Raw genomic sequence first — 21,798 nt, forward strand, 5'->3', positions numbered from 1 at the left:
GCGAAACTTGCACGGTCGCATGGGTATTTGCAGAGCAAAGAAGCCGGGCCAGGAGGATGCATGGTGAAGAAGGCGCTCATCACCGGGGTCACCGGGCAGGACGGTTCCTATCTGGCCGAGTTCCTGCTGGAACAGGGTTACGAGGTGCATGGCATCAAGCGCCGCGCCTCGTCCTTCAACACCCAGCGGGTCGATCACATCTTCCAGGACCCGCATGAGGCGGGCTCGCGCTTCTTCCTGCATTACGGCGATCTGACCGACAGCTCGAATCTGACCCGGATCATGGCCGAGGTGCGCCCGGACGAGGTCTATAACCTCGGCGCGCAATCGCATGTCGCGGTCAGCTTCGAGGCGCCGGAATATACCGCCGATGTCGACGCGCTGGGCGCGCTGCGCCTGCTGGAGGCGATCCGTTTCTTGGGACTCGAGAAGGCGACGCGCTATTACCAGGCCTCGAGTTCCGAGCTTTACGGGCTGGTGCGCGAAAGCCCGCAGACCGAGCGCACGCCGTTTCACCCCCGCTCGCCCTATGCGGTGGCCAAGCTCTATGCCTATTGGATCGCGGTGAACTATCGCGAGGCCTATGGCATCTTCGCCTGCAACGGCATCCTGTTCAACCATGAGAGCCCGCGCCGGGGCGAGACCTTCGTCACCCGCAAGATAACCCGCGGCCTGGCGAATATCGCCCAGGGGCTGGAGAAATGCCTGTATATGGGCAATCTGGACGCCTTGCGCGACTGGGGCCATGCGCGGGACTATGTGCGCATGCAATGGCTGATGCTGCAATGCGACACGCCGGACGATTACGTCATCGCCACCGGCGAGCAGCACTCCGTGCGCCAGTTCCTGATCTGGGCGGCCGAGGAGCTGGGCGTGGCGCTGGAATTCCGCGGCGCGGGCGTCGACGAGGTCGCGGTGGTCGCCTCGGTCACGGGCGATCTCGCGCCGGCGCTGCGGGTCGGCGACGTGGTGATGCGGGTCGATCCGAAATATTTCCGCCCGGCCGAGGTGCAGAGCCTGCTCGGCGATGCCGCCAAGGCGCATCAGCGGCTGGGCTGGAAGCCCGAAACGGGGCTGCGCGCGATGATCGCCGAGATGGTCGCGGCCGACCTGCATGTCGCGCGCGGCCAGTCGCTGCTGGCGCGGCATGGCATGGCCGCGCCGGTCGCGCGCGAGGATCGCTGAATGGCCCGGCTGCTGGTCACCGGCGCGGGTGGCATGGTCGGGCGCAACCTGCTGGCGCATCCCGGCATCGCCGCCTGGCAGGTCATGGCGCCCGCGCGCGCCGAGCTGGATCTATGCGACGCCGGGGCCACGCGCGACTGGCTGATGCGCCACCGTCCCGATGCCGTGGTCCATGCCGCGGGCCGCGTCGGCGGCATCCAGGCCAATATGGCCGAGCCGCTGCGTTTCCTCGACGAAAACGCCCGCATCGGCCTGAACCTGGTCGCCGCCTGCCGCGCGGCGCGGGTGCCGGTGCTGATCAACCTCGGCTCCAGCTGCGTCTATCCCAAGGACCTGGGCCGCGACCTGTCCGAGGAGCAGATCCTGACCGGCCCCCTGGAGCCCACGAACGAGGGCTATGCCCTGGCCAAGATCATGGCCATGCGCGCCGTCGACTATGCCTGCCGCGAGGATCCAACCCTGCTGTGGCGCACGCTGGTGCCCTGCAACCTCTACGGCCCGCATGACAGCTTCGATCCGGCGCGCTCGCATCTGCTGGCGGCGGTGATCCACAAGCTGCATCGCGCCCGCGTCGAGGGCGCGGCCGAGGTCGAGATCTGGGGCGATGGCGAGGCGCGGCGCGAGTTCATGTATGCCCCCGATCTGGCCGACGCGATCCTGCGCGCGCTGGCCGATCCGGCGCGGCTGCCGCCGGTGATGAACGTGGGCCCCGGCCGGGATCACAGCATCAACGACTATTACCGCATTGCCGCCGAGGTGATCGGCTGGCAGGGGCGTTTTCGCCACGACCTGACGCGCCCGGTGGGGATGCGGCAAAAACTGATGTCGGTCGCGCGGCAAAGCGCATGGGGCTGGGCGCCTTCGACCCCGCTGCGCGACGGCATCGCCGCGACCTATGCCCATTACCGGGAGCATCACGCATGAGCCGCTTTCCGCTGGCCACCTCGAGTTGGGACGCCGCCGAACGGGCGGCGCTGCAACGGGTCATCGATTCGGACCGTTTCTCGATGGGCGCCGAGGTCGCGGCTTTCGAGGCGGAATTCGCCCGCTTCACCGGCTCGCGCCATGCGGTGATGGTGAACTCAGGCTCTTCGGCAAACCTCGCGATGGTGGCGGCGCTGCGTCATACGGCGAACCCGGACCTGCGGCTGATGCCGGGGGACGAGGTGATCGTGCCGGCCGTGTCCTGGTCCACGACCTTCTTCCCGCTGCACCAATACGGGTTGCACCTGAAATTCGTCGATATCGACCGCGATACGCTGAACTACGACCTCGCGGCGCTGGAAAGCGCGGTGACGGAGCGGACGCGGGCGATCATGGCGGTGAACCTCTTGGGCAATCCGAACGACTTCGACGCCATCCGCGCCATCATCGGCAGCCGCCGCATCGTGCTGATCGAGGACAATTGCGAATCGATGGGCGCGACATTCGCCGGCCGGCAGACAGGCACCTTCGGGGTGATGGGGACGTTCTCGACCTTCTTCTCGCATCATATCTCGACCATGGAGGGGGGGCTGGTCGTCACCGACGACGAGGAGCTTTACCATATCCTGCTGGCGTTGCGCGCGCATGGCTGGACCCGGAGCCTGCCGAAATTCAATCGCTTGACCGGCGAGAAAAGCGACGATTCCTTCGAGGAAAGCTTCCGCTTCGTGCTGCCCGGCTACAACCTGCGCCCGCTGGAGATGTCGGGCGCGCTGGGGCGGGCGCAGCTGGCAAAGCTGCCGGGGTTGATCGCGGGGCGGCGCCGGAATGGCGCGCTTTGGCAGCAGGCCATGGCGGATCATCCGTTGTTCCGCATCCAGGCCGAGACCGGCGCCAGCAGCTGGTTCGGCTTTTCGCTGGTGCTGCGGCCGGACACGGGCCTGAGCCGGCGCGCGGTGCTGGACCGGCTCGAGGCCCTGGGCTTCGAGACCCGGCCCATCGTCAGCGGCGACTTCACCCGCAACCCGGTGCTGGGGCTGATGGATCACAGCCTGCACGGGCCGATGACCCATGCCGCCGAGATCGACCTTAACGGTTTCTTCATCGGCAATCATCATTATGACATCGGCGAGGCGATCGGGATTCTGGCCGATTTCCGCGGCTGATCGCGACAAGGCGGGGCGGATGGGTGACAGGATACTGAAATGGATCGGCATTCTGGCGATCCTCGCGCTGGCGGGGCTGGCCGGCTATTTCGCCTGGCCGCGGCCGCCGCATCCTGCGGTGCCGGTGCCGACGCTGGACATGGCGCAGGCGAGTTTTCAGGTCCGGCTGGTGCCGGTGCGATCCGGGCTGGAGCCGCTGCCGGCCCAGGTGACCGGCCGCAGCGCGGCCGGCCCCGCGCCCGGCAGCCGGCGCCATGAATGGCCGGGTTTCCATGCCGCCGCCCGGTTCCAGGGCAGCGCGGTCACGCTGCGCTTCGACGATGCGGTCAACCGTTGGCGCGTGACGCTGGACGGCCAGGCGATCCTTGTCTCGCGTCCCGGCTGGCAGGATCTGCACATCACCGGGCTCGCGCCGGGCCCGCATCTGATCCTGGCCGAGAAGATCAGCGAATCGCAGGCCCCGGCCGTGTTCGACGGCTTTTTCCTCGACGCCGGGGCCGAACCGCTTCCCGCGCCGCCGCCGCCCGCGCGGCTGATCGAATTCATCGGCGATTCCGATACCCTGGGCCTGGCCGATACCGCCCTGCGCCGCGACTGCTCCGAGGAACAGGTCTTTTCCGCGACCGACACCAGCCGCGCCTTCGGCCCGCAGGTGGCCCGGGCGCTGGGGGCGGATTACCGCATCATCGCCCGCTCGGGCATCGGGCTTCTGCGCAATTACGGCGGGGCGAGACCCGGGCGCGAGATGCCGCAGATCTATCCGCTGGCCCTGCCCCGCGACCCGGCGGCGCCGACCCTGCCGCAGCGGTCCGCCGACATTCTGGTGATCGCGCTGGGCTCGAACGACTTCGGCTCGGATTTCGCCAAGGGCGAGCGTTGGGACAAGGCGACGCTCGCTGCCGATTTCGGCCCGGCGCTGGCGGATTTCGCCAGGGCACGCCTGGCCGAGAACCCGGGCGCCCGGCTGGTGCTGCTGGCCTTCGGCGAATACGGCCATGAGCTGACCGACGCCTACAGGACCGCCTCGGATCTGCTGGCCGCCGACGGGCTGGCTGCCGAGGTCGTGGTGCTGCGCGAGCCGCGCCGCAATGCCTGCCTGTGGCACCCCTCGCAGGCCGATCACGATGCCATCGCGAAGGTCCTGTCCCAGGTGCTGAAGACCCCCGATTAGGGAACTGTGCTCTTGCGCCCAGGGCCGCACGACAGAATAGTGGAACTCCAACCGCAGCGATCCGCCATGCATTCCCTCAGACCGCTTCACAACCGCCTGCGCCGCCTTGCCGGTCAGGCCCGCCCGCAGTTCTACGACCTTGCCGTCGAACGCTGGGAGATCTCGCCCGCCGAGGAGGTCGAGATCGCGCCCGGCATCTGGCTGCCCGACCAGGTCGAGCAGATCGCCCAGACCGAATTCGGCGCGCTGCCCGACATCCTGGCCCAGATGCGGGGCGATCCGGCCGAGCCGACGCCACCGACCATGGGCTATCGCTTTCGCGACGTGGATTTCGTCGATGGCGTGCTGCATGCCCGCGGCGGCCAGATGCACCTGCGCAAGCAGAGCCGCCGCGGGATCGGCTATCCGCGCCCGCGCCAGGCGATCTCGGGCGCGCTTTACGAAAGCTGGATCGGCAACCGCTGGTTCGGCAACTGGCTGCTGAACGATTGCCTCGCCTATCGCCTGGCCGAGCTGGCGGGCCATCCCGTGACCTCGGCCCCGGTGCGCGGCGGCCATATCCGGCGCTATGAGGAGCTGCTGGGCATGACGCCCGGGCGCATCGGCGACGTGCATTTCGACGAGCTGGTGCTGTTCGACGACCTGCACAACAATCGCGGCCGGCAGGGCCGCGCGCAAGAGAATCGCGCGCGCCTGCTGGCCGGGCGCAAGCCCGAGCCGCTGCCCGGCGTCTTCATCTTTCGCGGTGCCAGCGGCGACGCCCGCCTGCTGGAGAACGAGGCCGAGATCGCCGAGCGGCTCGAGGTCGAATACGGCTTCCGCACCCTCTACGTCGACCGCCATGATGCCGACCAGATGGTCGAGGCGGCGGGCGCCGCGCAGCTGGTGGTGGGCGTCGAGGGCAGCCAGCTTGCCCATGGCGTCATCGCCATGCCGCCCGGCGGCACGGTGCTGACGCTGCAACCGGCGGACCGGGTCACCACCTCGCTGAAGCTGCTGACCGACTGCTGGCGGCAGCGTTATGCCATGGTCGTGGGCGCGGGCACCGCCGGCGGCTACCGCGTGGAATGGGACCAGCTGCGCCGGACCCTGGACCTGATCGCGGATCAGAATCCGAAAAACTCGTCCTAAACGGCAGGTTGAGTTTCCGGCCGCAGGTCGGAATATGGGGCCAGACCGCATTTTCCCGCTGATTTCATTCGCAAGTAGATGGTGTGATGTTCAAGACCCTCCGGGAAGACTATCGCAGACACGGCAGTTCGCTGGCCGAGCCCGCCTTCGTCTCTCTGGCGATCTATCGCTATGGCCGCTGGGCGATCGGGCTGCGGAATCCGGCGCTGCGCTGGCTGGCGACCAAGCCCTATGCGCTGATGAAGCTGCTGATTCTGAACGTCACCAAGGTTTGGATCCCGCCGCAGGTCCGCATCGGCGCGGATTTCCACATCATCCATGCCGAGGGCTCGCTGTCGATCCACCCCGACGTGGTGATCGGCGACCGCTGCGGGGTGATGCACAATGTCACCATCGGCACCAACATGCGCCCCGGCGCGCCGGTCATCGGCGACGACGTCTTCATCGGCGTGAACTCCTGCGTGCTGGGGCCGATCCGCATCGGCGACCGGGTGCGCATCGGCGCGAATACCGCCGTCACCACCAACGTGCCCCCGGATTCGGTGGTGATCGGCTCTCCGGCCAAGATCTATCCCAGCCTGCCGATCTTTGCCGCGGACCGGCCGGCGAAGCGCGCGACGACTGCGAAGGGCAAGGCGCCGCAGGACACGACGCAGCAAGGCACGGCGCGGGCCGCCGAGAAAAGGGCAACCAGGAATGACTGACGACTTCGACCGCGCCATGTGGGCCATGCTGGCCGACAACCTGCCCCTGCGCGCCGGCAAGACGGCTGCCGTCGACCAGGGCCGCAGCGTCACCTACGCCGAGTTGGCGGCCGAGGCCGGGCGCATCGCCGACTGGCTGCGCGGCCGCGGCATCCGGCCCGGCGACCGGGTGATCGTGCATCTGCGCAAGGGCATCGACGAGGTCGCGGCCATGTTCGGCGCCTGGAAGGCCGGCGCGGTGGTGGTGAACGTCAACATCCGCTGGACGCCGGCGCAGCTGGCCTATGTCGCCCGCGACTGCCGGGCGCGCGCGGTGATCGGGCCGCGCAATGCGCTGGCCGGGCTTGCGGGCGAACACGCCCTGCCGCCCGACACCGCCTTTCTTGTTCAGGGCAAGGCCGAGGGTCTTGTCCAGGGCGCGGACCCGTGGTCGGCCTTGCCGGCCGACCGCGGCTCCGCGCCCGACGAATCCGACCCGCTGGGGCTGGCGATGATCATCTATACCTCGGGCTCGACCGGCGCGCCCAAGGGGGTGATGCTGTCGCACCGCAATATCCGGGTCGGCGCCATCTCGGTGGCCGAATATCTGGGGCTGGATCAGACGGACCGGCTGCTTTCGGTGCTGCCCTACAGTTTCGACGCCGGGCTGAACCAGCTGACCACCATGCTGCTTCTGGGCAGCACAGTGGTCCACCAGCCGCTGACCATGCCGGCCGAGATCATGCGCATGGCCAAGGCCGAGGCCGTGACCGGCATCGCCGGCGTGCCGCCGCTGTGGAACCAGATCGTGCGCCTGCTGGTCGAGAACCCGGTCGAACTGCCGGCGCTGAAGCGCATCACCAATACCGGCGGCAAGATCCCCCCGAACATCCTGGAGCTTCTGCCCCAGGTGTTTCCGGGCGTCGACATCTACCTGATGTATGGGCTGACCGAGGCGTTCCGCTCGACCTACCTGCCGCCGGCGAAATTCGCGGCCAAGATGGGCTCGATCGGCCAGCAGATCCCGAACGCGCAGGTCTTCGCCATCAAGCGCGGGATCGGAATCGCCGGCCCCGGCGAACAGGGCGAGCTGGTCCATGCCGGCCCGCTGGTCAGCATGGGCTATTGGGAAAAGCCCGAGGTGACGGCCGAGAAGATCCGCCCCTGCCCCGAGCTCGCGCATCTGATCGGCGACGCGCCGGTGGTCTGGTCGGGCGATCTGGTGCGCGTCGACCAGGACGGCGACCTGTGGTTCGTCAGCCGCATGGACGAGATGATCAAGACGCTGGGCTTCCGCCTGTCGCCGACCGAGGTCGAGGATGCGATCTCGCAAAGCGGGCTGGTGTCAGACGTGGTCGCCTGGGGCGTCGAGGATGCCGAACTGGGCCAGGCGGTGCATGTCGCCGTGACCTATCTGCCGCAGGGCGACGAGGGCCGGCTTTCCGCGCATTGCGCCCGCGCCATGCCGCATTACATGCGTCCGCAGCGTCTGCATGCCTGGGACGGTGCCATGCCGCGCACCGCCAGCGGCAAGCTGGACCGCCCCGCCATCATCTCGGCCGCCAAGGCAGCCGCCGCGCAAGACCTACAGAAGGCATGACAGCATGAGTCTGACCAAGGACGCCCTGATCTCCTATATCCAGCGCGAGCTGAACATCGACGAACCCATCGACGGCGAGACTGAGCTGTTCTCGACCGGAATGCTGGATTCCGTCTCGATGGTCGGGCTGATCGCCTTTGTCGAGGGGCAGACCGGCGCCCATGTCCAGCCCGGCGACGTGACGCTGGACAATTTCGACACCATCGACGCGATCCTGGCCTATGCCGACAGCCTTTGAGGCGAAGGCGCTGGACCGGCAGCTGGCCGAGGCAGCGGACCGCTTCGGCACGCCGGCCTATGTCTATTCCACCGACGCGGCCGAGGCGCGGCTGGCGCATCTGCGCAACCATTTCGGCCGCTGGTTCGCCGTCAGCTTCGCGGTGAAAAGCAACCCGAACCCGGGCCTGCTGGGCTGGATGCGCAAGCGGCTGGATACGCTGGACATCTCCTCGGGCGGCGAGTTCGAGCTGGCCCGGCAGGCCGGTTGGGAGCCCGCGCGCATCAGCTTCACCGGCCCCGCCAAGCGCGAGGCCGAGCTGCGCCCCGCCGTCGCCGGGGGCCTGGGCGAACTGGTGCTGGAAAGCCTGCACGAGGCCGAACTGGCCGATGCCATCGCCGCCGAGTTGGGCGTGGTGCAGCCGGTGCTGGTGCGCCTGGCGCCGGCGCGCGTGCCCAAGGGATTCGGCGACCAGATGGCCGGCCGGCCCAGCCCCTTCGGCATCGACGTCGAGGAGGCGGCCGAGACCCTGCCCCGCATCGCCGCCCTGCCCAACCTGCGGCTGATCGGGCTGCACATCTATTCCGGCACGCAATGCCTGAAGCCCGAGGCGATCTGCGAGAACTGGCGCATCTTCATGCAGGTCTTTGCTGAGACCTGCGCCGCGCTGGACCTGACGCCCGAGAAGCTGATCTTCGGCTCGGGCCTGGGCATCCCCTATCATCCGGGCGACAACGCGCTGGACCTGGCCGCCATCGCGGCCGAGATCGGACCCGAGCTCGATGCCTTCGCCGCGCGCTTCCCGCGCACCCGGCTGGTGCTGGAGCTGGGCCGCTACCTCATCGGGCCGGCGGGCTGGTTCGTGACCCGGGTGATCGCGGTCAAGCAGTCGCGCGGCAGCCGAATCGCCATCTGCGACGGCGGGCTCAACGCCAACCTGGCGGCTTCGGGCAATTTCGGCATGGTGCTGCGGCGCAATTACGTCATGCACCGCGTCGGCGGCGACGAAAACGGCGCCCGCCCCGAGGAGAAGCAGGATATTTCCGGCCCGCTCTGCACCTCGATCGACAAGCTCGGCGGCGGCGTCCTGCTGCCGCGGCTGGAGCCGGGCGACCTGCTCGCGATCCATGCCTGCGGCGCCTATGGCCCGACGGCGAGCCCGCTTTATTTCATCAGCCACCCGTTGCCGGTCGAACTGCTGCTGACCGGGGGCCAGGTGCAGGACGTGACGCGGATCCGCGGCGCCTGACGCCCGGCCGCCTCGCGCGCGATAAAAATTGCATGAACCTGCGGATTCGGGGCGTTTTTCCCGACCGGGTCAGTTGTGTTTTCCCGGCTCCGGCGGCTATGATCGGCTGCAACCCCGAACCCGATAAGGACGCCGATGGTCGAACAGAACCTGTTGCTCTTGCTTGTTCTGACGCCCTTCGTGTCGGCCGCCCTGGCGGCCACCCTGCCCATCGGCGCCCGCAATGCCGAGGCCTGGCTTGCCGGGCTGACCATGCTGCTGGCCCTGGCCATCCTGGCGGTGCTCTACCCCGCCGTGACCGAGGGCGGGGTCATCACCGGCACCTTCCGCTGGGTCAGTTCGGTCGGGCTGGACCTGACCTTCCGCATCGACGGGTTTTCCTGGCTTTTCATGGTGCTGGTGGCCGGGATCGGCTTTCTGGTCATCCTTTACGCGCGCTATTACATGGGGCCGGACGACCCGGTGCCGCGGCTTTATTCCTGCCTCTTGGCCTTTGCCGGCGCCATGTCCGGCCTGCTGCTGTCCGGCAATATCATCATGCTGGTGGTTTTCTGGGAGCTGACCAGCCTGATCTCGTTCCTGCTGATCGGCTATTGGTTCCAGCGCCAGGACGCGCGGGACGGGGCGCGGCTGTCGCTGATCGTCACCGCCTCGGGCGGGCTCTGCCTGATGGTGGCGATGATCCTGATCGGCCAGATCGCCGGCAGCTACGATCTCGACAAGGTGCTGGCGGCGGGGCCGCAGATTACCGCGCACCGGCTTTATCCGGTGCTGCTGCTGCTGTTCGTGCTGGGCGCCTTCACCAAATCGGCGCAGTTCCCGTTCCATTTCTGGCTGCCGAACGCCATGGCGGCGCCGACGCCGGTGTCCTCCTACCTGCATTCCGCGACCATGGTGAAGGCCGGTGTCTTCGTGCTCCTGCGCTTCCACCCGGCGCTGGGGGGGACGAGCGAGTGGTTCCAACTGGTGACCGGCATCGGCTTGGCGACGTTGCTCTTGGGCGCGGTGGTCGCGCTGTTCCGCCATGACCTGAAGGGCCTGCTGGCCTATTCCACCATCAGCCACCTGGGCCTCATCACCGCGCTGGCCGGCATCGGCAGCCCCTTCGCGCTGATCGCGGCGGTGTTCCACATCGTGAACCACGCGGTCTTCAAGGCCTCGCTGTTCATGGCCGCCGGCATCATCGACCACGAGACCGGCACCCGCGACATGCGCCGCCTGTCGGGCCTGGCGCGCGCCATGCCGGTCACGGCGGCGCTGGCGATCATCGCCTCGGCCTCGATGGCGGGCGTGCCGCTGATGAACGGCTTCCTGTCCAAGGAGATGTTCTTCGAGGCGACCTATGTCTGGAACAACGGCAGCCCGCTCGACAACCTGGCGCCCTATGTCGCCGTGCTGGCCGGGGCGTTCAGCGCCGCCTATTCGCTGCGCTTCATCGTCACCGTCTTCTTCGGTCCCAAGGCCGAGGACCTGCCGCAGGAACCGCATGAGCCGCCGCTTCTGATGCGGCTGCCGGTCGCGGTGCTGGTGGCGAGCTGCCTTGCCATCGGCATCTTTCCCCAGCAGGTGCTCGGCCCCTGGCTCGAGACCGCCAGCATCGCCGTCGTCGGCCCCGAACTGCCGCATTTCAGCCTGAAGATCTGGCATGGCGTCACCCCTGCCCTGGTCATGAGCCTGATCGCCATGTCGCTGGGCGCGCTGCTCTACCTGCTGCCGCGCCGGCTGATCGACACCGGCGAGGAAGGTCCGCGCTGGATGCGGGCGCTGGATTTCGCCCGCGGCTTCGACTGGCTGCTGCAGTTCGGCACCATCCGCGCGCCGCGCCTGCTGGTGCGGGTGCTGTCGGCGAACGGGTTGCAGGCGCAGCTGCGCGCCATGGTCCTGCTGGCCCTGGCCGGGGCCTGGTTCGCGGTCGGGCCGCTGGACTGGAACGTGCCCCTGCCCGGCATCGGCGCCAGCGAGCTGGTCTTCGCGCTGTTGTGGCTGGTCGGTGGCGCCTGCGCGCTGGGGGCGGGCTGGCAGGCCAAGTATCACCGCTTCGCCGCGCTGATCCTGATGGGCGGCGCCGGGCTGGTGACCTGCGCCACCTTCGTCTGGCTTTCGGCCCCCGACCTGGCCGTGACCCAGCTGCTGGTCGAGATCGCGACCACCGCGCTCTTGCTCTTGGGCCTGCGCTGGCTGCCCAAGCGCGACGAGGAGATCACCGGAGACAACAATTTCTCGGCCCGCTCGCGGCGCTTCCGCGACCTCTTGATCGCGGTCGCCTGCGGCACCGGCATGACGGCGCTGGCGCTGGCCGTGCTGCTGACGCGGCCCGGCGCCTCGGTCGGCGACTGGTTCCTGCGCAACGCCTATGTCGAGGGCGGCGGCACCAATGTCGTGAACGTCATCCTGGTCGATTTCCGCGCCTTCGACACCTTCGGCGAGATCACCGTGCTGGCCGTGGTCGGGCTGACGGTCTATGCGCTTCTGCGCCGCTTCCGCCCGGCGCCGGAAAGCGTCGAGCGGCCGCGCCCGCAGCTCGATGCCGAGGAACAGGCTCTGGAAGCCTATCTCTTCGTGCCCGGCTTGCTGATGCAATGGATGTTTGCGCCGATCATCGCGCTTTCGGCCTATCTTTTCGTGCGCGGCCATGACCTGCCGGGCGGCGGTTTCGCGGCCGGGGTCACGCTGGCGATCGGGCTGCTGCTGCAATATGTCGCCGCCAATGTGCGCTGGGTCGAGGCGCGGCTGACCGTGCTGCCGGTGCGCTGGATGGGCACCGGCCTGGTGATCGCCATGGCGGTCGGCGCCGGCGCCTGGGTCTTCGGCTATCCCTTCCTCAGCGCGCATGCGCAATACATCGACGTGCCGGTGATCGGAAAGGTGCCCTTCTCGACGGCGATGCTGTTCGATCTCGGGGTGTTCTCGCTGGTCGTGGGTGCCATCGTGCTGATGCTGATCGCCATCGCCCACCAGTCGCTGCGCGTCGCGCCGCGCGCCCGCCCGGTCGAGACATCCGAATCCGCCCCCGAAATGCCCTCCGAAATGCCTGCCGAGGAGACCGCCTGATGGAGCTGATCCTTGCCCTTGCCATCGGCGTTCTGGTCGGCTCCGGGGTCTGGCTGCTGCTGCGCCCGCGCTCGTATCAGGTGATCGTCGGGCTGTGTCTGCTGGCCTATGGCGTCAACCTGTTCATCTTCGCCATGGGCCGGCTCTATGTCGGCGCGGCGCCGATCATGCCCAAGGGCGGTTTCGTCGATCCGACCGCCTATGCCGACCCGCTGCCGCAATCGCTGGTGCTGACCGCCATCGTCATCAGCTTCGCCACCACGGCGCTGTTCCTGGTGGTGATGATCGCCGCGCGCGGCGTCAGCGGCACCGACCATGTCGACGGGCGGGAGCGCAAGTCATGAACCCCGAGACGATGAGCCCCGACCACCTGATGGTGGCGCCGATCCTGGTCCCGCTGCTGGCCGGCGCGATCATGCTGTTCTACAACGACCGCAACCGCCAGACCAAGCTGCTGATCGGGCTGGTGGCGGTGGGCCTGACCTTCCTCGCCTCGGTCGAGCTGATGGCGGACGTGAAATCCGCCAGCGACCACGCCGGCACCGTGGTCGGGCTTTACCGCCTGGGCGACTGGCCCGTGCCCATCGGCATCGTGCTGGTGCTGGACCGGCTTTCGGCGATGATGGTGATGCTGACCGCGCTGCTGGCCGGGCCGTCGCTGATCTATGCCGCCGCCGGCTGGCATGGCAAGGGCCAGCACTATCACAGCATGTTCCAGTTCCTGCTGGCCGGGGTAAACGGCGCCTTCCTGACCGGGGACCTGTTCAACCTCTTCGTCTTCTTCGAGGTCATGCTGGCGGCAAGCTATGGGTTGATGCTGCACGGCTCGGGCCCCGAGCGGATCAAGGCCGGGCTGCATTACATCGCGGTGAACCTGGCGGCCTCGCTGTTCTTCCTGATCGGGGTGGCGCTGGTCTATGGCACCACCGGCACGTTGAACATGGCCGACATCGGCCGCGCGCTCTACTGGCTGGACGATGCGCAGCGGATGCTGTTCCACACCGCCGCCGCCTTCCTGGGCCTGGCGTTCCTGATCAAGGCCGCGGCCTGGCCGCTGTGTTTCTGGCTGCCGCCGACCTATGGCGCGGCCTCGCCGCCGGCGGCGGCGATCATGGCGATCATGACCAAGGTCGGGATCTATGTCATCCTGCGGCTGTCGCTTCTGGTGCTGGGCCCCGATTCCGGGCCCTCGGCCGGGTTCGGCGCGCCGGTGCTGATGATCGGCGGGCTTCTGACCATGGCTTTCGGCATGATCGGCATCCTCGGCACGCCCGAGCTGGTGCGCAAGGGCGGCTATATCGCGATCATTTCCTCGGGGACGGTGCTCTCGGCGGTGGGCTTTGCCCAGGCCGGCGGCGGGGCGTTGATGCTGGGCGGCGCGCTTTACTACCTGGTGGGCTCGACCGCCGCGATCTCGGCCTTCTTCCTGATCGCCGAGCCGGTCAGCCGCGGCGACGAGGGCGGCGACGACAACGCCAGGTTCGAGGATGACGCCGACCCGCTCAGCGAACGCTGGGCGCCGATGGGCCTCGACACGGTCGAGGACATGAGCGCCCCGGCCAGCACCCGCACGGTCAGCTGGCTGACCATGGCGGTGTGCTTCGCGCTGGTTGCGGCGATGATCGCCGGCCTGCCGCCGCTGCCGGGCTTCATCGGCAAGTTCGCCATCCTGCAAGGCGCGATCCGCGACAACCTGAATGCCTCGGGCGTGCTGCCGGTGATCCTGTGGATCTATGCCGCCATGCTGATCCTGTCCGGCCTGGGTGCGCTGATCGCGCTGATGCGCTTCGGCATCCGCCGTTTCTGGGCCGAGGGCGGGCCGACGCCGCGCATCCTGGCGCTGGAGGTGGTGCCGGTGGTCATGCTGCTGGTGATGATCGGCTTGCAGACCGTGCGCGCCGACGCGGTGATGAACTATACCCGCGCCACCGCCATGGCGCTGCTCGAGCCCGGCGTCTATCGCAAGGCGGTGCTGGCCGGGGCGCAGGACGTGCGCGCCGCGCCGGCGCAGAACAGCGCCCCCGACCCGACCGTCGCCGATACGCCCGAGCCGCAGGCGGAGGTCCGGCAATGACCCGCGCCATCCCCCATCCCGTGCTCTCGGCCGTGCTGGTGCTGATGTGGCTGCTGCTGACCAGCTTTTCGCTGGGCAACCTGGCTCTGGGCACGGTGATCGCGCTGACCGCCGGCTGGGCGGTCGAGCACCTGCACCCGCCCCGGCCCAAGTTCCGGCGCTGGTCGGCGATCCCGCTGCTGATGGGGATCGTGGCCCGGGACATCCTGCGCTCGAACATCGCCGTGGCGCGGGTCCTGCTGCTGGGGCCGAACCACCCGGCCTATCACTCGGGCTTCGTCGAGCTGCAGCTGCGGCTGCGCGACCCGAACGCCATCGCGGTGCTGGCGATCATCCTGACCGCGACCCCGGGCACCGCCTGGATCGAGTTCGAGCAGGAGGACGGCCGCCTGCTGCTGCATGTCCTCGACCTGCGCAGCGAGGACGACTGGCAGACCCTGATCCGCGACCGCTACGAATCCCTGCTGATGGAGATTTTCGAATGAGCTCCGAAATCCTCCGCTTCGCGCTGGGCTATGCCCAGATCGCGCTGATCCTCGCCCTGGCGCTGGCCTGCTGGCGCATGCTGCGCGGGCCGCGCGCCCAGGACCGGGTGCTGGCGCTGGATACGATGTACATGAACGCCATGCTGCTGTTCCTGGTCATCGGCATGGTCAACGGCAATGTCTTCTTCTTCGAGGGCGCGCTGGTCATCGCGGTGCTGGGCTTCGTCGCCACGGTCTGCGCCGCCAAGTTCCTGATGCGCGGCGAGGTGATCGAATGAGGCACCTGGAACAGCTGCCGCCCTGGGCCGCGGTCGTGATCGCGCTGCTGGTCGTCACCGGCGCCTCGCTGACGGTGCTGGGCGGGCTGGGGCTGGTGCGGCTGAAAAGCTTCTACCAGCGGCTGCATGCGCCGACGCTGGGCTACAGCTACGGCACGCTGCTGATCGTGCTGGCCTCGATGCTGATGTTCACCCTGCTGGAAGGCCGGGTCGTGGTGCATGAGGTGATGATCGGCATCTTCATCATGGCGACGACGCCGATCACGCTCTTGATGCTGGGCCGGGCGGCGCTGCGCCGCGACCGCGACGCCAAGCTCGGCCATGACGAGGCGGTGCCGCCCCGCATCCCGCGCGAGGACCGCCCGGCCGCGCCGCGCGGCCAGACCGGCCATGGCGAGGGGCTGGAGGATGCCGGCCTGCTGCCCGACCCGGAGCGCGAAGAGCGCGAGCGCGCGGATCAGGCCCGCGACTGAGCCAGCACCGCGCGCAGCGCCTCGGGCGGCACGGCATCGGTGACGAAGGCCTGGCCGATGCCCCGCGCCAGCACGAAGCGCAGCCGGCCGTCCTGCACCTTCTTGTCCTGGCCCATCAGCCCGATCAGCGCCTCGTCATCCGGCAGATCGCCCGGAATGTCGGCAATGCGCGACGGCAGGCCCATGGCGGCCAGATGCGCCGCGACGCGCGAGGGCGCCTCCTGGCTGCACAGGCCCAACCGCGCCGACAGCTCGAAGGCCAGCGCGCAGCCGATCGCCACCCCCTCGCCATGCAGCAGCCGGTCGGAATAGCCGGTCGCCGATTCCAGCGCATGGCCGAAGGTATGGCCCAGGTTCAGAAGCGCCCGCTCGCCCTGCTCGGTCTCGTCGCGCTGGACGATGCCGGCCTTCATGGCGACGGAATGGCGCACGGCATGCTGGAGCAGGCCCGCGTCGCTGGCCAGCCCCGTCGCATTGGCCTCGAGCCATTCGAAGAAATCCTCGTCGCCCAGCAGGCCGTATTTCGCCACCTCGCCGTAGCCGGCGCGGAAATCGCGCGGGCGCAGCGTGGTCAGCACGTCGATATCGGCCAGCACCAGCGCCGGCTGGTGAAAGGCACCGATCAGGTTCTTGCCATGCGGGCTGTTGATGCCGGTCTTGCCGCCGACCGAGCTGTCGACCTGCGCCAGCAGCGTCGTCGGGATCTGCACGAAGCGCACGCCCCGGCGCAGGATCGCGGCGGCAAAGCCGGCAAGATCGCCGATGACGCCGCCGCCCAGCGCGATCACCAGGTCCTTGCGCTCGATTCGGCGCGCCAGCAGCCATTCTACCGCATCGCCCAGCCGCGACCAGCTTTTCGTGGCCTCGCCCGCCGGCAGCGCCAGCGCCGGCGCCTCGATGCCGGCGCGGGCCAGCGACTCCTGCAAGCCGGCCAGATGGCGCGCGGCCACCGTCTCGTCGGTCAGGATGGCGACGCGGCGCTGCCCGGCCAGAGCCGTGATCTCGTCGCCGGCGCGGTCCAGCAGGCCCTGGCCGATGCGCACGTCATAGGAACGCGCGCCCAGGTCGACGCGCACGGTTTCGATGCTCATTGTCCCTCCAGAATGCCGGGATCATGCGCCCGGATCGCGTCCAGGGCGCGGGTGGCGGTGTCCTCAATGCTGTCGCCGCGCCGGGCGGGAACGCGGATGTCGGCCAGCGCATAGACCGGCCCGCGCTCGGCCAGCAGCCGCTCCAGCGTGCCGCGCGGGTCGGCGGTCTGCAACAGGGGCCGCGTGGGCCGGTGCCGGACCCGGTGCCACAGCGTATCGAGGTCGCAGTCCAGCCAGACCGAGACGCCATGCGCGCCGATGCGCTCGCGGTTCTCGGCCCGCATCCAGGCGCCGCCGCCGGTCGAGACGATGCTGTTGCCGGTCGCCAGCACCCGGCCCAGCACCTCGGATTCGCGGGCGCGGAAGAAATCCTCGCCGTCGCGGGCAAAGATCTCGGGGATGGTCATGGCGGCAGCGCGCTCGATCTCGGCATCGGTATCCGCGAACGGCCGGCGCAAGCGGCGCGCAAGCTCGCCCCCGATGGCGGTCTTGCCCGCCCCCATCATCCCGATCAGCACGATATTCCGCCGCATCACCCCCACCGGATTCCCTCATTCGCAACGGCTGTGACTGATGGCGTGATCTTTCGGGAAATGCCATATATATTTCGCGCGAACCGGCGTGAGACCGGCATATGATCGAGGCGGAAAGGGCATTTTTCATGCGAGTTTTGAAATTGGTGGTGATTCTGGTGATCCTGATTCTGGCAGGACTGGCCGGCTACGCCTATTTCGGCGACATGACCTCGGACCCGCGCGAGATGCGCACGCCGGTCGAGCTGGACCTGGGTGCGCCGGTGCCGGCGCTGCCGGCGGAAACCGCCGCCGGGACCGCCCCCGCGACCGCCCCTGCCGCGACGGCAACCGCGACCGCGGGCACGGATGCGGGACAAGATGACCTCGACTGAGCGCCGCCTTGCCTTGGCGCTGGCGCTGCTGGCCGGGCTGGCCCTGCCCGCCGCCGCCAAGCCGCCGCTTTCGGCCAGCGACTGGCTGTCGGGCAGCGTGCAGCAGCCCGACAACATCTCGTCCTGGCGCCCCGGCGACCCGCGCCCGCCCGAGCTGAAGCGCAAGACCAAGCGCGACATCGCACCCACCGGCGGCTTCGAGCCGGTCGGCGTCACCCGGCTGGGCGAGGGCAATCCCGACGGCAAGGGCACCGTCTCGCCCCGCGCCGCCGGCCTGCCGGCGGGCCTGTGGGGCACCAGCGATTCGGCGGTGCTGATCCGGCTGATCCGCGCCTCGAACCCGCGCCTGCCGGCCATGCGGCGGCTCGAACGGCGGCTGCTGGCGGCCCAGTTGCGCGCGCCAAGCGCCGAGGCCGGGCAAGAGGGCGGGCTGTTCCTGGCCCGGGTCGACAAGCTTCTGGACATGGGCGCGACCGGCGCCGCCAAGGAACTGCTCAAGACCGCCGGCCCGGGCGATCCCGAACGCTTTCGCCGGCTCTTCGACATCGCCCTGCTGTCCGGCGACGAGGCCCAGGCCTGCGAGACCATGGACCGCACCCCGGGCGTCGCGCCCAGCTTCCCGGCGCGGATCTTCTGCCTGGCGCTCGGCGGCGACTGGACCGCCGCCGCGCTGGTCTTCCACGGCGCTGAGGCGCTGGGGCGGATCGACCCGCCGATGGCGGCGCTGCTCGCGCGTTACCTGGACGACAGCTATGCCGACAGCACCGACGAGCTGCCGCCGCCGCAGGTGGTGACGCCCTTGGACCTGCGCCTGCACGAGGCGATCGGCCAGCCGCTGCCCTCGTCGGCGCTGCCGCTGGCCTTTGCGCTGGCGGACCTGGACCAGAACGGCGGCTGGAAGGCGCGGCTGGACGCGGCCGAGCGGCTGGCGCGGGCCGGCGCCATCCCGGCCTCGCAGCTGCGCACGATCTACCTGGAGCAGAAGCCCGCCGCCTCGGGCGGGGTCTGGGACCGGGCGGCGGCGCTGCAGAATCTGGCGCAGGCGCTGGCCGTGCGCGACACGGCTGCGACCGCCGCCGCGCTGCCGCCGGCCTTCGACGCCATGGCCGCGGCCGGGCTTGGCCCGGCGCTGGCCGAGATGGTCGGGGCCGAGACCGCGGCCATGGGCCTTGACGGCGCGCCGGGCCGCATCGCGCTGTGGCTGGCGCTGCAGGCCGGCCAGCCGCAGGTCATGACCGATCCGCCCGCCGACGCGACCGAATTCGACGCCTGGCTCCTGCGCTTTGCCGGGGGCGAGCCGGAAAGCGCACCGCCCGCCGGCGAGGGCGAGGACCGCGCGGCGGTGCTGTTCTCGGCCTTCCTTGGCCCCTCGGAAAAGGACGTGCCGCAAGAGGCGGCGCAGCTGATCCTGGCCGACAAGCGCGGCGAGGCGCTGCTGGCCGCCATCGCCGACACCGACGCCGGGCTGGACGGCGACCTGCCGCGCGCGGCGCGCGGGCTTCGGGTCTTGCGGGTGCTGGGCCAGCAGGACATCGCCCGGCAGGCCATGGTGGAACTGGTGCTGGCGCCGGTCATCCTGCCCGCGCCGGGCGGCGGGACGCCCTGAGCCATGGCGCGGGCGGGCCAGGGCTTGGGCGATCAGGGCCGGATCTCGGCCTTTCTGGACGCGCAATCGGCCGAGGCGGGGGCGGCGCGGAATACGCTCTTGGCCTATGGCCGCGACCTCAAGGACTTCGCCGACTGGCTGGCCGCGCGCGGGCTGACGCTGCTGACCGTGCCGCGCGAGGGGATCGAGGATTATCTGTCCTTTTGCGACGCGCAGGGCCTATCGCGCGCCACGCGGGCGCGGCGGCTGTCCTCGATCCGGCAGATCATGCGTTTCGCGCTGGAGGAGGACTGGCGCGAGGATGACCCGGCCGGCCGCATCAGCGGCCCGGGCCGGACGCAGCGCCTGCCCAAGGTGCTGGACCGCGCCGAGGTGCAGGCGATGTTCGACGCCCTGCCGCGCCTGGGCCGCAACGAGACCGAACGCGCCCGCAACCTGGCGCTGATCGAGCTGATCTATGCCACCGGCATGCGCGTCAGCGAACTGGTCGCGCTGCCGGTCGGCGCCTGCCGGGGCGACCCGGCGCTGCTGCTGATCCGCGGCAAGGGCGGCAAGGAGCGCATGGTGCCGCTGAGCAACCCGGCCCGGGCGGCGCTGGCGGCCTGGCTGCATCTGCGCGACCATGCGCCCGAGGACAGCGCCCTGGGCCGGCTGGTCGCCGGCAAGGGCGCGCGCTGGCTGTTCCCCGCCGCCTCGCGCGAGGGGCATATGACCCGGCAGGCGATGAACGGCTTTCTGGGCCAGCTGGCGCTGGCGGCGGGGATCGATCCGGCCCGTGTCTCGCCGCATGTGCTGCGCCATGCCTTCGCCACGCATCTGCTGGAGGGCGGCGCCGACCTGCGCGCCATCCAGACCCTGCTCGGCCATGCCGACCTGGGCACGACCGAGATCTATACCCATGTGCTGGACAGCCGCATGCGCGACCTGGTGCTGAAGCATCACCCGCTGGCGCGCGGCCGGCGCGGCGACAAGGGCTCGTGACCATGCCCCTGCCATGGCTGACGGGCGCGGCGATCCTGCTGCTGCTGGCGTTCTCGGCACTGCTGACCGGCGCCGAAACCGCGCTGAGCGCCGCCAGCCGCGCCCGGCTGCGCGCCCGCGCCGATCAGGGCGACGCCCGCGCCCGTCGCGCCCTGCAACTGGCCGAGGATCGCGAGACCCTGGCCGGCGCGGTGCTGCTGCTGGGCACGCTCCTCCGGATCCTGGCCGCGAGCCTTGCGACCGCACTGGCGCTGCACCTGGCGCTGCCCGGCGGGCTGTGGTGGGCGGCAGGGCTGACGGCGCTGCTGATTCTGGCGCTGGCCGAGGCCCTGCCCCGCCGCCTGGCCCTGCGCGCGCCCGAGGATCTGGCCTGCCGCCTTGCCGCGCCGATGGCCGCGCTGTGCCGGATCGCCGCGCCGGCGCGGCTTCTGCCGGGCGCCGGGCCGCTGACCTCGGTCCAGGACGAGATCGCCGATACGCTGGCCGTGGCGCAATCCAGCGGCACCGTCGCCAAGGACCAGCGCGACCGGCTGCTGGGGGCGCTGGACCTGGGCGAGCGCGCGGTCGAGGAGATCATGCTGCACCGCTCGAACATCCAGATGATCGACGCGCGGCTGCCGCCCGACGCGGTGCTGGACCTGGTGCTGAAAAGCCCGCACACCCGCCTGCCGGTGTTTCGCGACGAGCGCGAGAATGTCGTCGGCGTCATCCACGCCAAGGACCTGCTGCGCGGCATGCGCCGGGCGATGCGCGACGGCGGTCCCGGCGCGCTGCAGGATTTCGACCTGCTCGCCGCCGCCATGCCGCCCTATTTCGTCCCCGACACCACGACGCTGGACGAGCAGATGCGCGAATTCCTGAAGCGGCGCACGCATTTCGCGCTGGTCGTCGACGAATACGGCAGCCTGCGCGGGCTGATCACGCTCGAGGACATCCTCGAGGAGATCGTGGGCGAGATCACCGACGAGCATGACACCGATGCCCTGGCCTCGCTGGTGCGCGACGCGCGCGGCGACTATCTGGTCGAGGGCGCCATGACTATCCGCGACCTGAACCGGGCGCTGGACTGGTCGCTGCCCGATGACGAGGCCAATACCGTCGCCGGCCTGGTGATTCACATGGCCCAGTCGATCCCGACGCCGGGCCAGGTGTTTTCCTTTCACGGCTGCCGCTTCGAGGTTGTGGCCCGGCGCGAGAACCGGATCACCCGGCTGCGCATCCGCCCGCTGGGCGAGCCGCCCGGCCCCGCCGATCAGTGATCGGCCATGCTGGCGGCGCGCTTGGCGTCCTCGACGCTGCCGGCGCCGGTGCCGTTGAAAAAGGCGTTCAGCAAAACGGCGGCGATGGTGGCCAGCAGGATGCCCGATTCGATCAGCGGGTGGATGGCATGCGGCATCCATTGCTTGAAGTCGGGCGCGATCAGCGGGATCATCCCGAAGCCCAGCGAGACCGCGACCACGAAAAGGTTGTTGCGGTTGCCGGCGAAATCCACCGTCGACAGGATGCGGATGCCGGTCGCGGCGACC

21 protein-coding genes and 1 pseudogene are annotated in these 21,798 nt (G+C 69.6%); 19 read left to right on the top strand and 3 right to left on the bottom strand.

Going from position 1 to position 21,798, the window contains the following annotated elements; translation table 11 throughout:
* Positions 1 to 60 precede the first annotated feature (60 nt).
* From gmd to mnhG, 15 genes are all read left to right on the top strand, one after another.
* Entirely contained in the window at positions 61 to 1,185 is a 1,125-nt protein-coding gene (gmd, locus tag E3D03_RS15370) for a GDP-mannose 4,6-dehydratase (protein WP_263567668.1), read from the top strand.
* Entirely contained in the window at positions 1,186 to 2,109 is a 924-nt protein-coding gene (locus tag E3D03_RS15375) for a GDP-L-fucose synthase family protein (protein ID WP_263567669.1), read from the top strand.
* On the top strand, positions 2,106 to 3,275 hold the full coding sequence (locus E3D03_RS15380; protein WP_263567670.1) for a DegT/DnrJ/EryC1/StrS family aminotransferase: 1,170 nt from the start codon (positions 2,106 to 2,108) through the stop codon (positions 3,273 to 3,275). The genes E3D03_RS15375 and E3D03_RS15380 overlap by 4 nt, the downstream gene beginning before the upstream one ends.
* Positions 3,276 to 3,294: 19 nt before the next feature.
* Complete coding sequence (locus tag E3D03_RS15385) at positions 3,295 to 4,446, top strand: SGNH/GDSL hydrolase family protein (protein WP_263567671.1); 1,152 nt, start codon at positions 3,295 to 3,297, stop codon at positions 4,444 to 4,446.
* Between the two features lie 66 nt (positions 4,447 to 4,512).
* On the top strand, positions 4,513 to 5,577 hold the full coding sequence (locus tag E3D03_RS15390) for a glycosyltransferase family 61 protein (protein WP_263567672.1): 1,065 nt from the start codon (positions 4,513 to 4,515) through the stop codon (positions 5,575 to 5,577).
* Positions 5,578 to 5,663: 86 nt separating this feature from the next.
* Positions 5,664 to 6,281 (top strand): serine acetyltransferase, encoded by a 618-nt coding sequence (locus tag E3D03_RS15395; RefSeq protein WP_263567673.1) that lies wholly within the window; start codon positions 5,664 to 5,666, stop codon positions 6,279 to 6,281.
* A complete protein-coding gene (locus E3D03_RS15400) occupies positions 6,274 to 7,860 on the top strand; it encodes an AMP-binding protein (protein ID WP_263567674.1) in 1,587 nt (528 codons plus the stop codon). Before E3D03_RS15395 ends, E3D03_RS15400 begins: the two co-directional genes overlap by 8 nt.
* Before the next feature lie 4 nt (positions 7,861 to 7,864).
* A complete protein-coding gene (locus E3D03_RS15405; RefSeq protein ID WP_062560736.1) occupies positions 7,865 to 8,098 on the top strand; it encodes an acyl carrier protein in 234 nt (77 codons plus the stop codon).
* Positions 8,082 to 9,326: a type III PLP-dependent enzyme gene (locus E3D03_RS15410; RefSeq protein WP_263567675.1), complete on the top strand. Its 1,245-nt coding sequence runs from the start codon at positions 8,082 to 8,084 to the stop codon at positions 9,324 to 9,326. The genes E3D03_RS15405 and E3D03_RS15410 overlap by 17 nt, the downstream gene beginning before the upstream one ends.
* A 135-nt stretch (positions 9,327 to 9,461) precedes the next feature.
* Positions 9,462 to 12,377, top strand: a complete 2,916-nt coding sequence (locus E3D03_RS15415) for a monovalent cation/H+ antiporter subunit A (RefSeq protein ID WP_062560738.1) — start codon at positions 9,462 to 9,464, stop codon at positions 12,375 to 12,377.
* Positions 12,377 to 12,721, top strand: coding sequence for a Na+/H+ antiporter subunit C (locus E3D03_RS15420; protein WP_017997979.1), 345 nt, complete (start codon positions 12,377 to 12,379; stop codon positions 12,719 to 12,721). The genes E3D03_RS15415 and E3D03_RS15420 overlap by 1 nt, the downstream gene beginning before the upstream one ends.
* The gene (locus E3D03_RS15425; protein WP_062560739.1) at positions 12,718 to 14,451 is read left to right on the top strand and encodes a monovalent cation/H+ antiporter subunit D; all 1,734 of its coding nucleotides are present in this window, start codon (positions 12,718 to 12,720) and stop codon (positions 14,449 to 14,451) included. The genes E3D03_RS15420 and E3D03_RS15425 overlap by 4 nt, the downstream gene beginning before the upstream one ends.
* On the top strand, positions 14,448 to 14,936 hold the full coding sequence (locus E3D03_RS15430) for a Na+/H+ antiporter subunit E (RefSeq protein ID WP_263567676.1): 489 nt from the start codon (positions 14,448 to 14,450) through the stop codon (positions 14,934 to 14,936). Before E3D03_RS15425 ends, E3D03_RS15430 begins: the two co-directional genes overlap by 4 nt.
* Positions 14,933 to 15,214, top strand: a complete 282-nt coding sequence (locus tag E3D03_RS15435; protein ID WP_062560741.1) for a K+/H+ antiporter subunit F — start codon at positions 14,933 to 14,935, stop codon at positions 15,212 to 15,214. The genes E3D03_RS15430 and E3D03_RS15435 overlap by 4 nt, the downstream gene beginning before the upstream one ends.
* Positions 15,211 to 15,687, top strand: a complete 477-nt coding sequence (gene mnhG / locus E3D03_RS15440) for a monovalent cation/H(+) antiporter subunit G (RefSeq protein ID WP_263567677.1) — start codon at positions 15,211 to 15,213, stop codon at positions 15,685 to 15,687. Before E3D03_RS15435 ends, mnhG begins: the two co-directional genes overlap by 4 nt.
* Here mnhG and aroB read toward each other — a convergent pair.
* Together aroB and E3D03_RS15450 are read right to left on the bottom strand one after the other, a co-directional pair.
* The gene (gene aroB, locus E3D03_RS15445; protein WP_263567678.1) at positions 15,672 to 16,778 is read right to left on the bottom strand and encodes a 3-dehydroquinate synthase; all 1,107 of its coding nucleotides are present in this window, start codon (positions 16,776 to 16,778) and stop codon (positions 15,672 to 15,674) included. The genes mnhG and aroB overlap by 16 nt on opposite strands.
* Positions 16,775 to 17,311: a shikimate kinase gene (locus E3D03_RS15450; protein WP_263567679.1), complete on the bottom strand. Its 537-nt coding sequence runs from the start codon at positions 17,309 to 17,311 to the stop codon at positions 16,775 to 16,777. Before E3D03_RS15450 ends, aroB begins: the two co-directional genes overlap by 4 nt.
* Positions 17,312 to 17,412: 101 nt before the next feature.
* Between E3D03_RS15450 and E3D03_RS15455 the strand changes: the two genes are divergently transcribed.
* The 4 genes from E3D03_RS15455 to E3D03_RS15470 are packed head-to-tail and all read left to right on the top strand — an operon-like array spanning position 17,413 to position 21,531.
* Entirely contained in the window at positions 17,413 to 17,685 is a 273-nt protein-coding gene (locus E3D03_RS15455) for a hypothetical protein (RefSeq protein ID WP_253879844.1), read from the top strand.
* Positions 17,672 to 19,291, top strand: coding sequence for a hypothetical protein (locus E3D03_RS15460; protein ID WP_263567680.1), 1,620 nt, complete (start codon positions 17,672 to 17,674; stop codon positions 19,289 to 19,291). The genes E3D03_RS15455 and E3D03_RS15460 overlap by 14 nt, the downstream gene beginning before the upstream one ends.
* A gap of 3 nt (positions 19,292 to 19,294) precedes the next feature.
* Positions 19,295 to 20,272, top strand: a complete 978-nt coding sequence (locus E3D03_RS15465) for a site-specific tyrosine recombinase XerD (protein ID WP_263567681.1) — start codon at positions 19,295 to 19,297, stop codon at positions 20,270 to 20,272.
* Between the two features lie 2 nt (positions 20,273 to 20,274).
* Positions 20,275 to 21,531, top strand: a complete 1,257-nt coding sequence (locus tag E3D03_RS15470; protein ID WP_263567682.1) for an HlyC/CorC family transporter — start codon at positions 20,275 to 20,277, stop codon at positions 21,529 to 21,531.
* Here E3D03_RS15470 and E3D03_RS15475 read toward each other — a convergent pair.
* A pseudogene (locus E3D03_RS15475) lies at positions 21,525 to 21,798 on the bottom strand (purine permease); the annotation flags it as partial. The gene E3D03_RS15470 and the pseudogene E3D03_RS15475 sit on opposite strands and share 7 nt — an antisense overlap.

Source organism: Paracoccus sp. DMF (genome assembly GCF_004407025.1).
Lineage (GTDB): Bacteria > Pseudomonadota > Alphaproteobacteria > Rhodobacterales > Rhodobacteraceae > Paracoccus > Paracoccus aminovorans_B.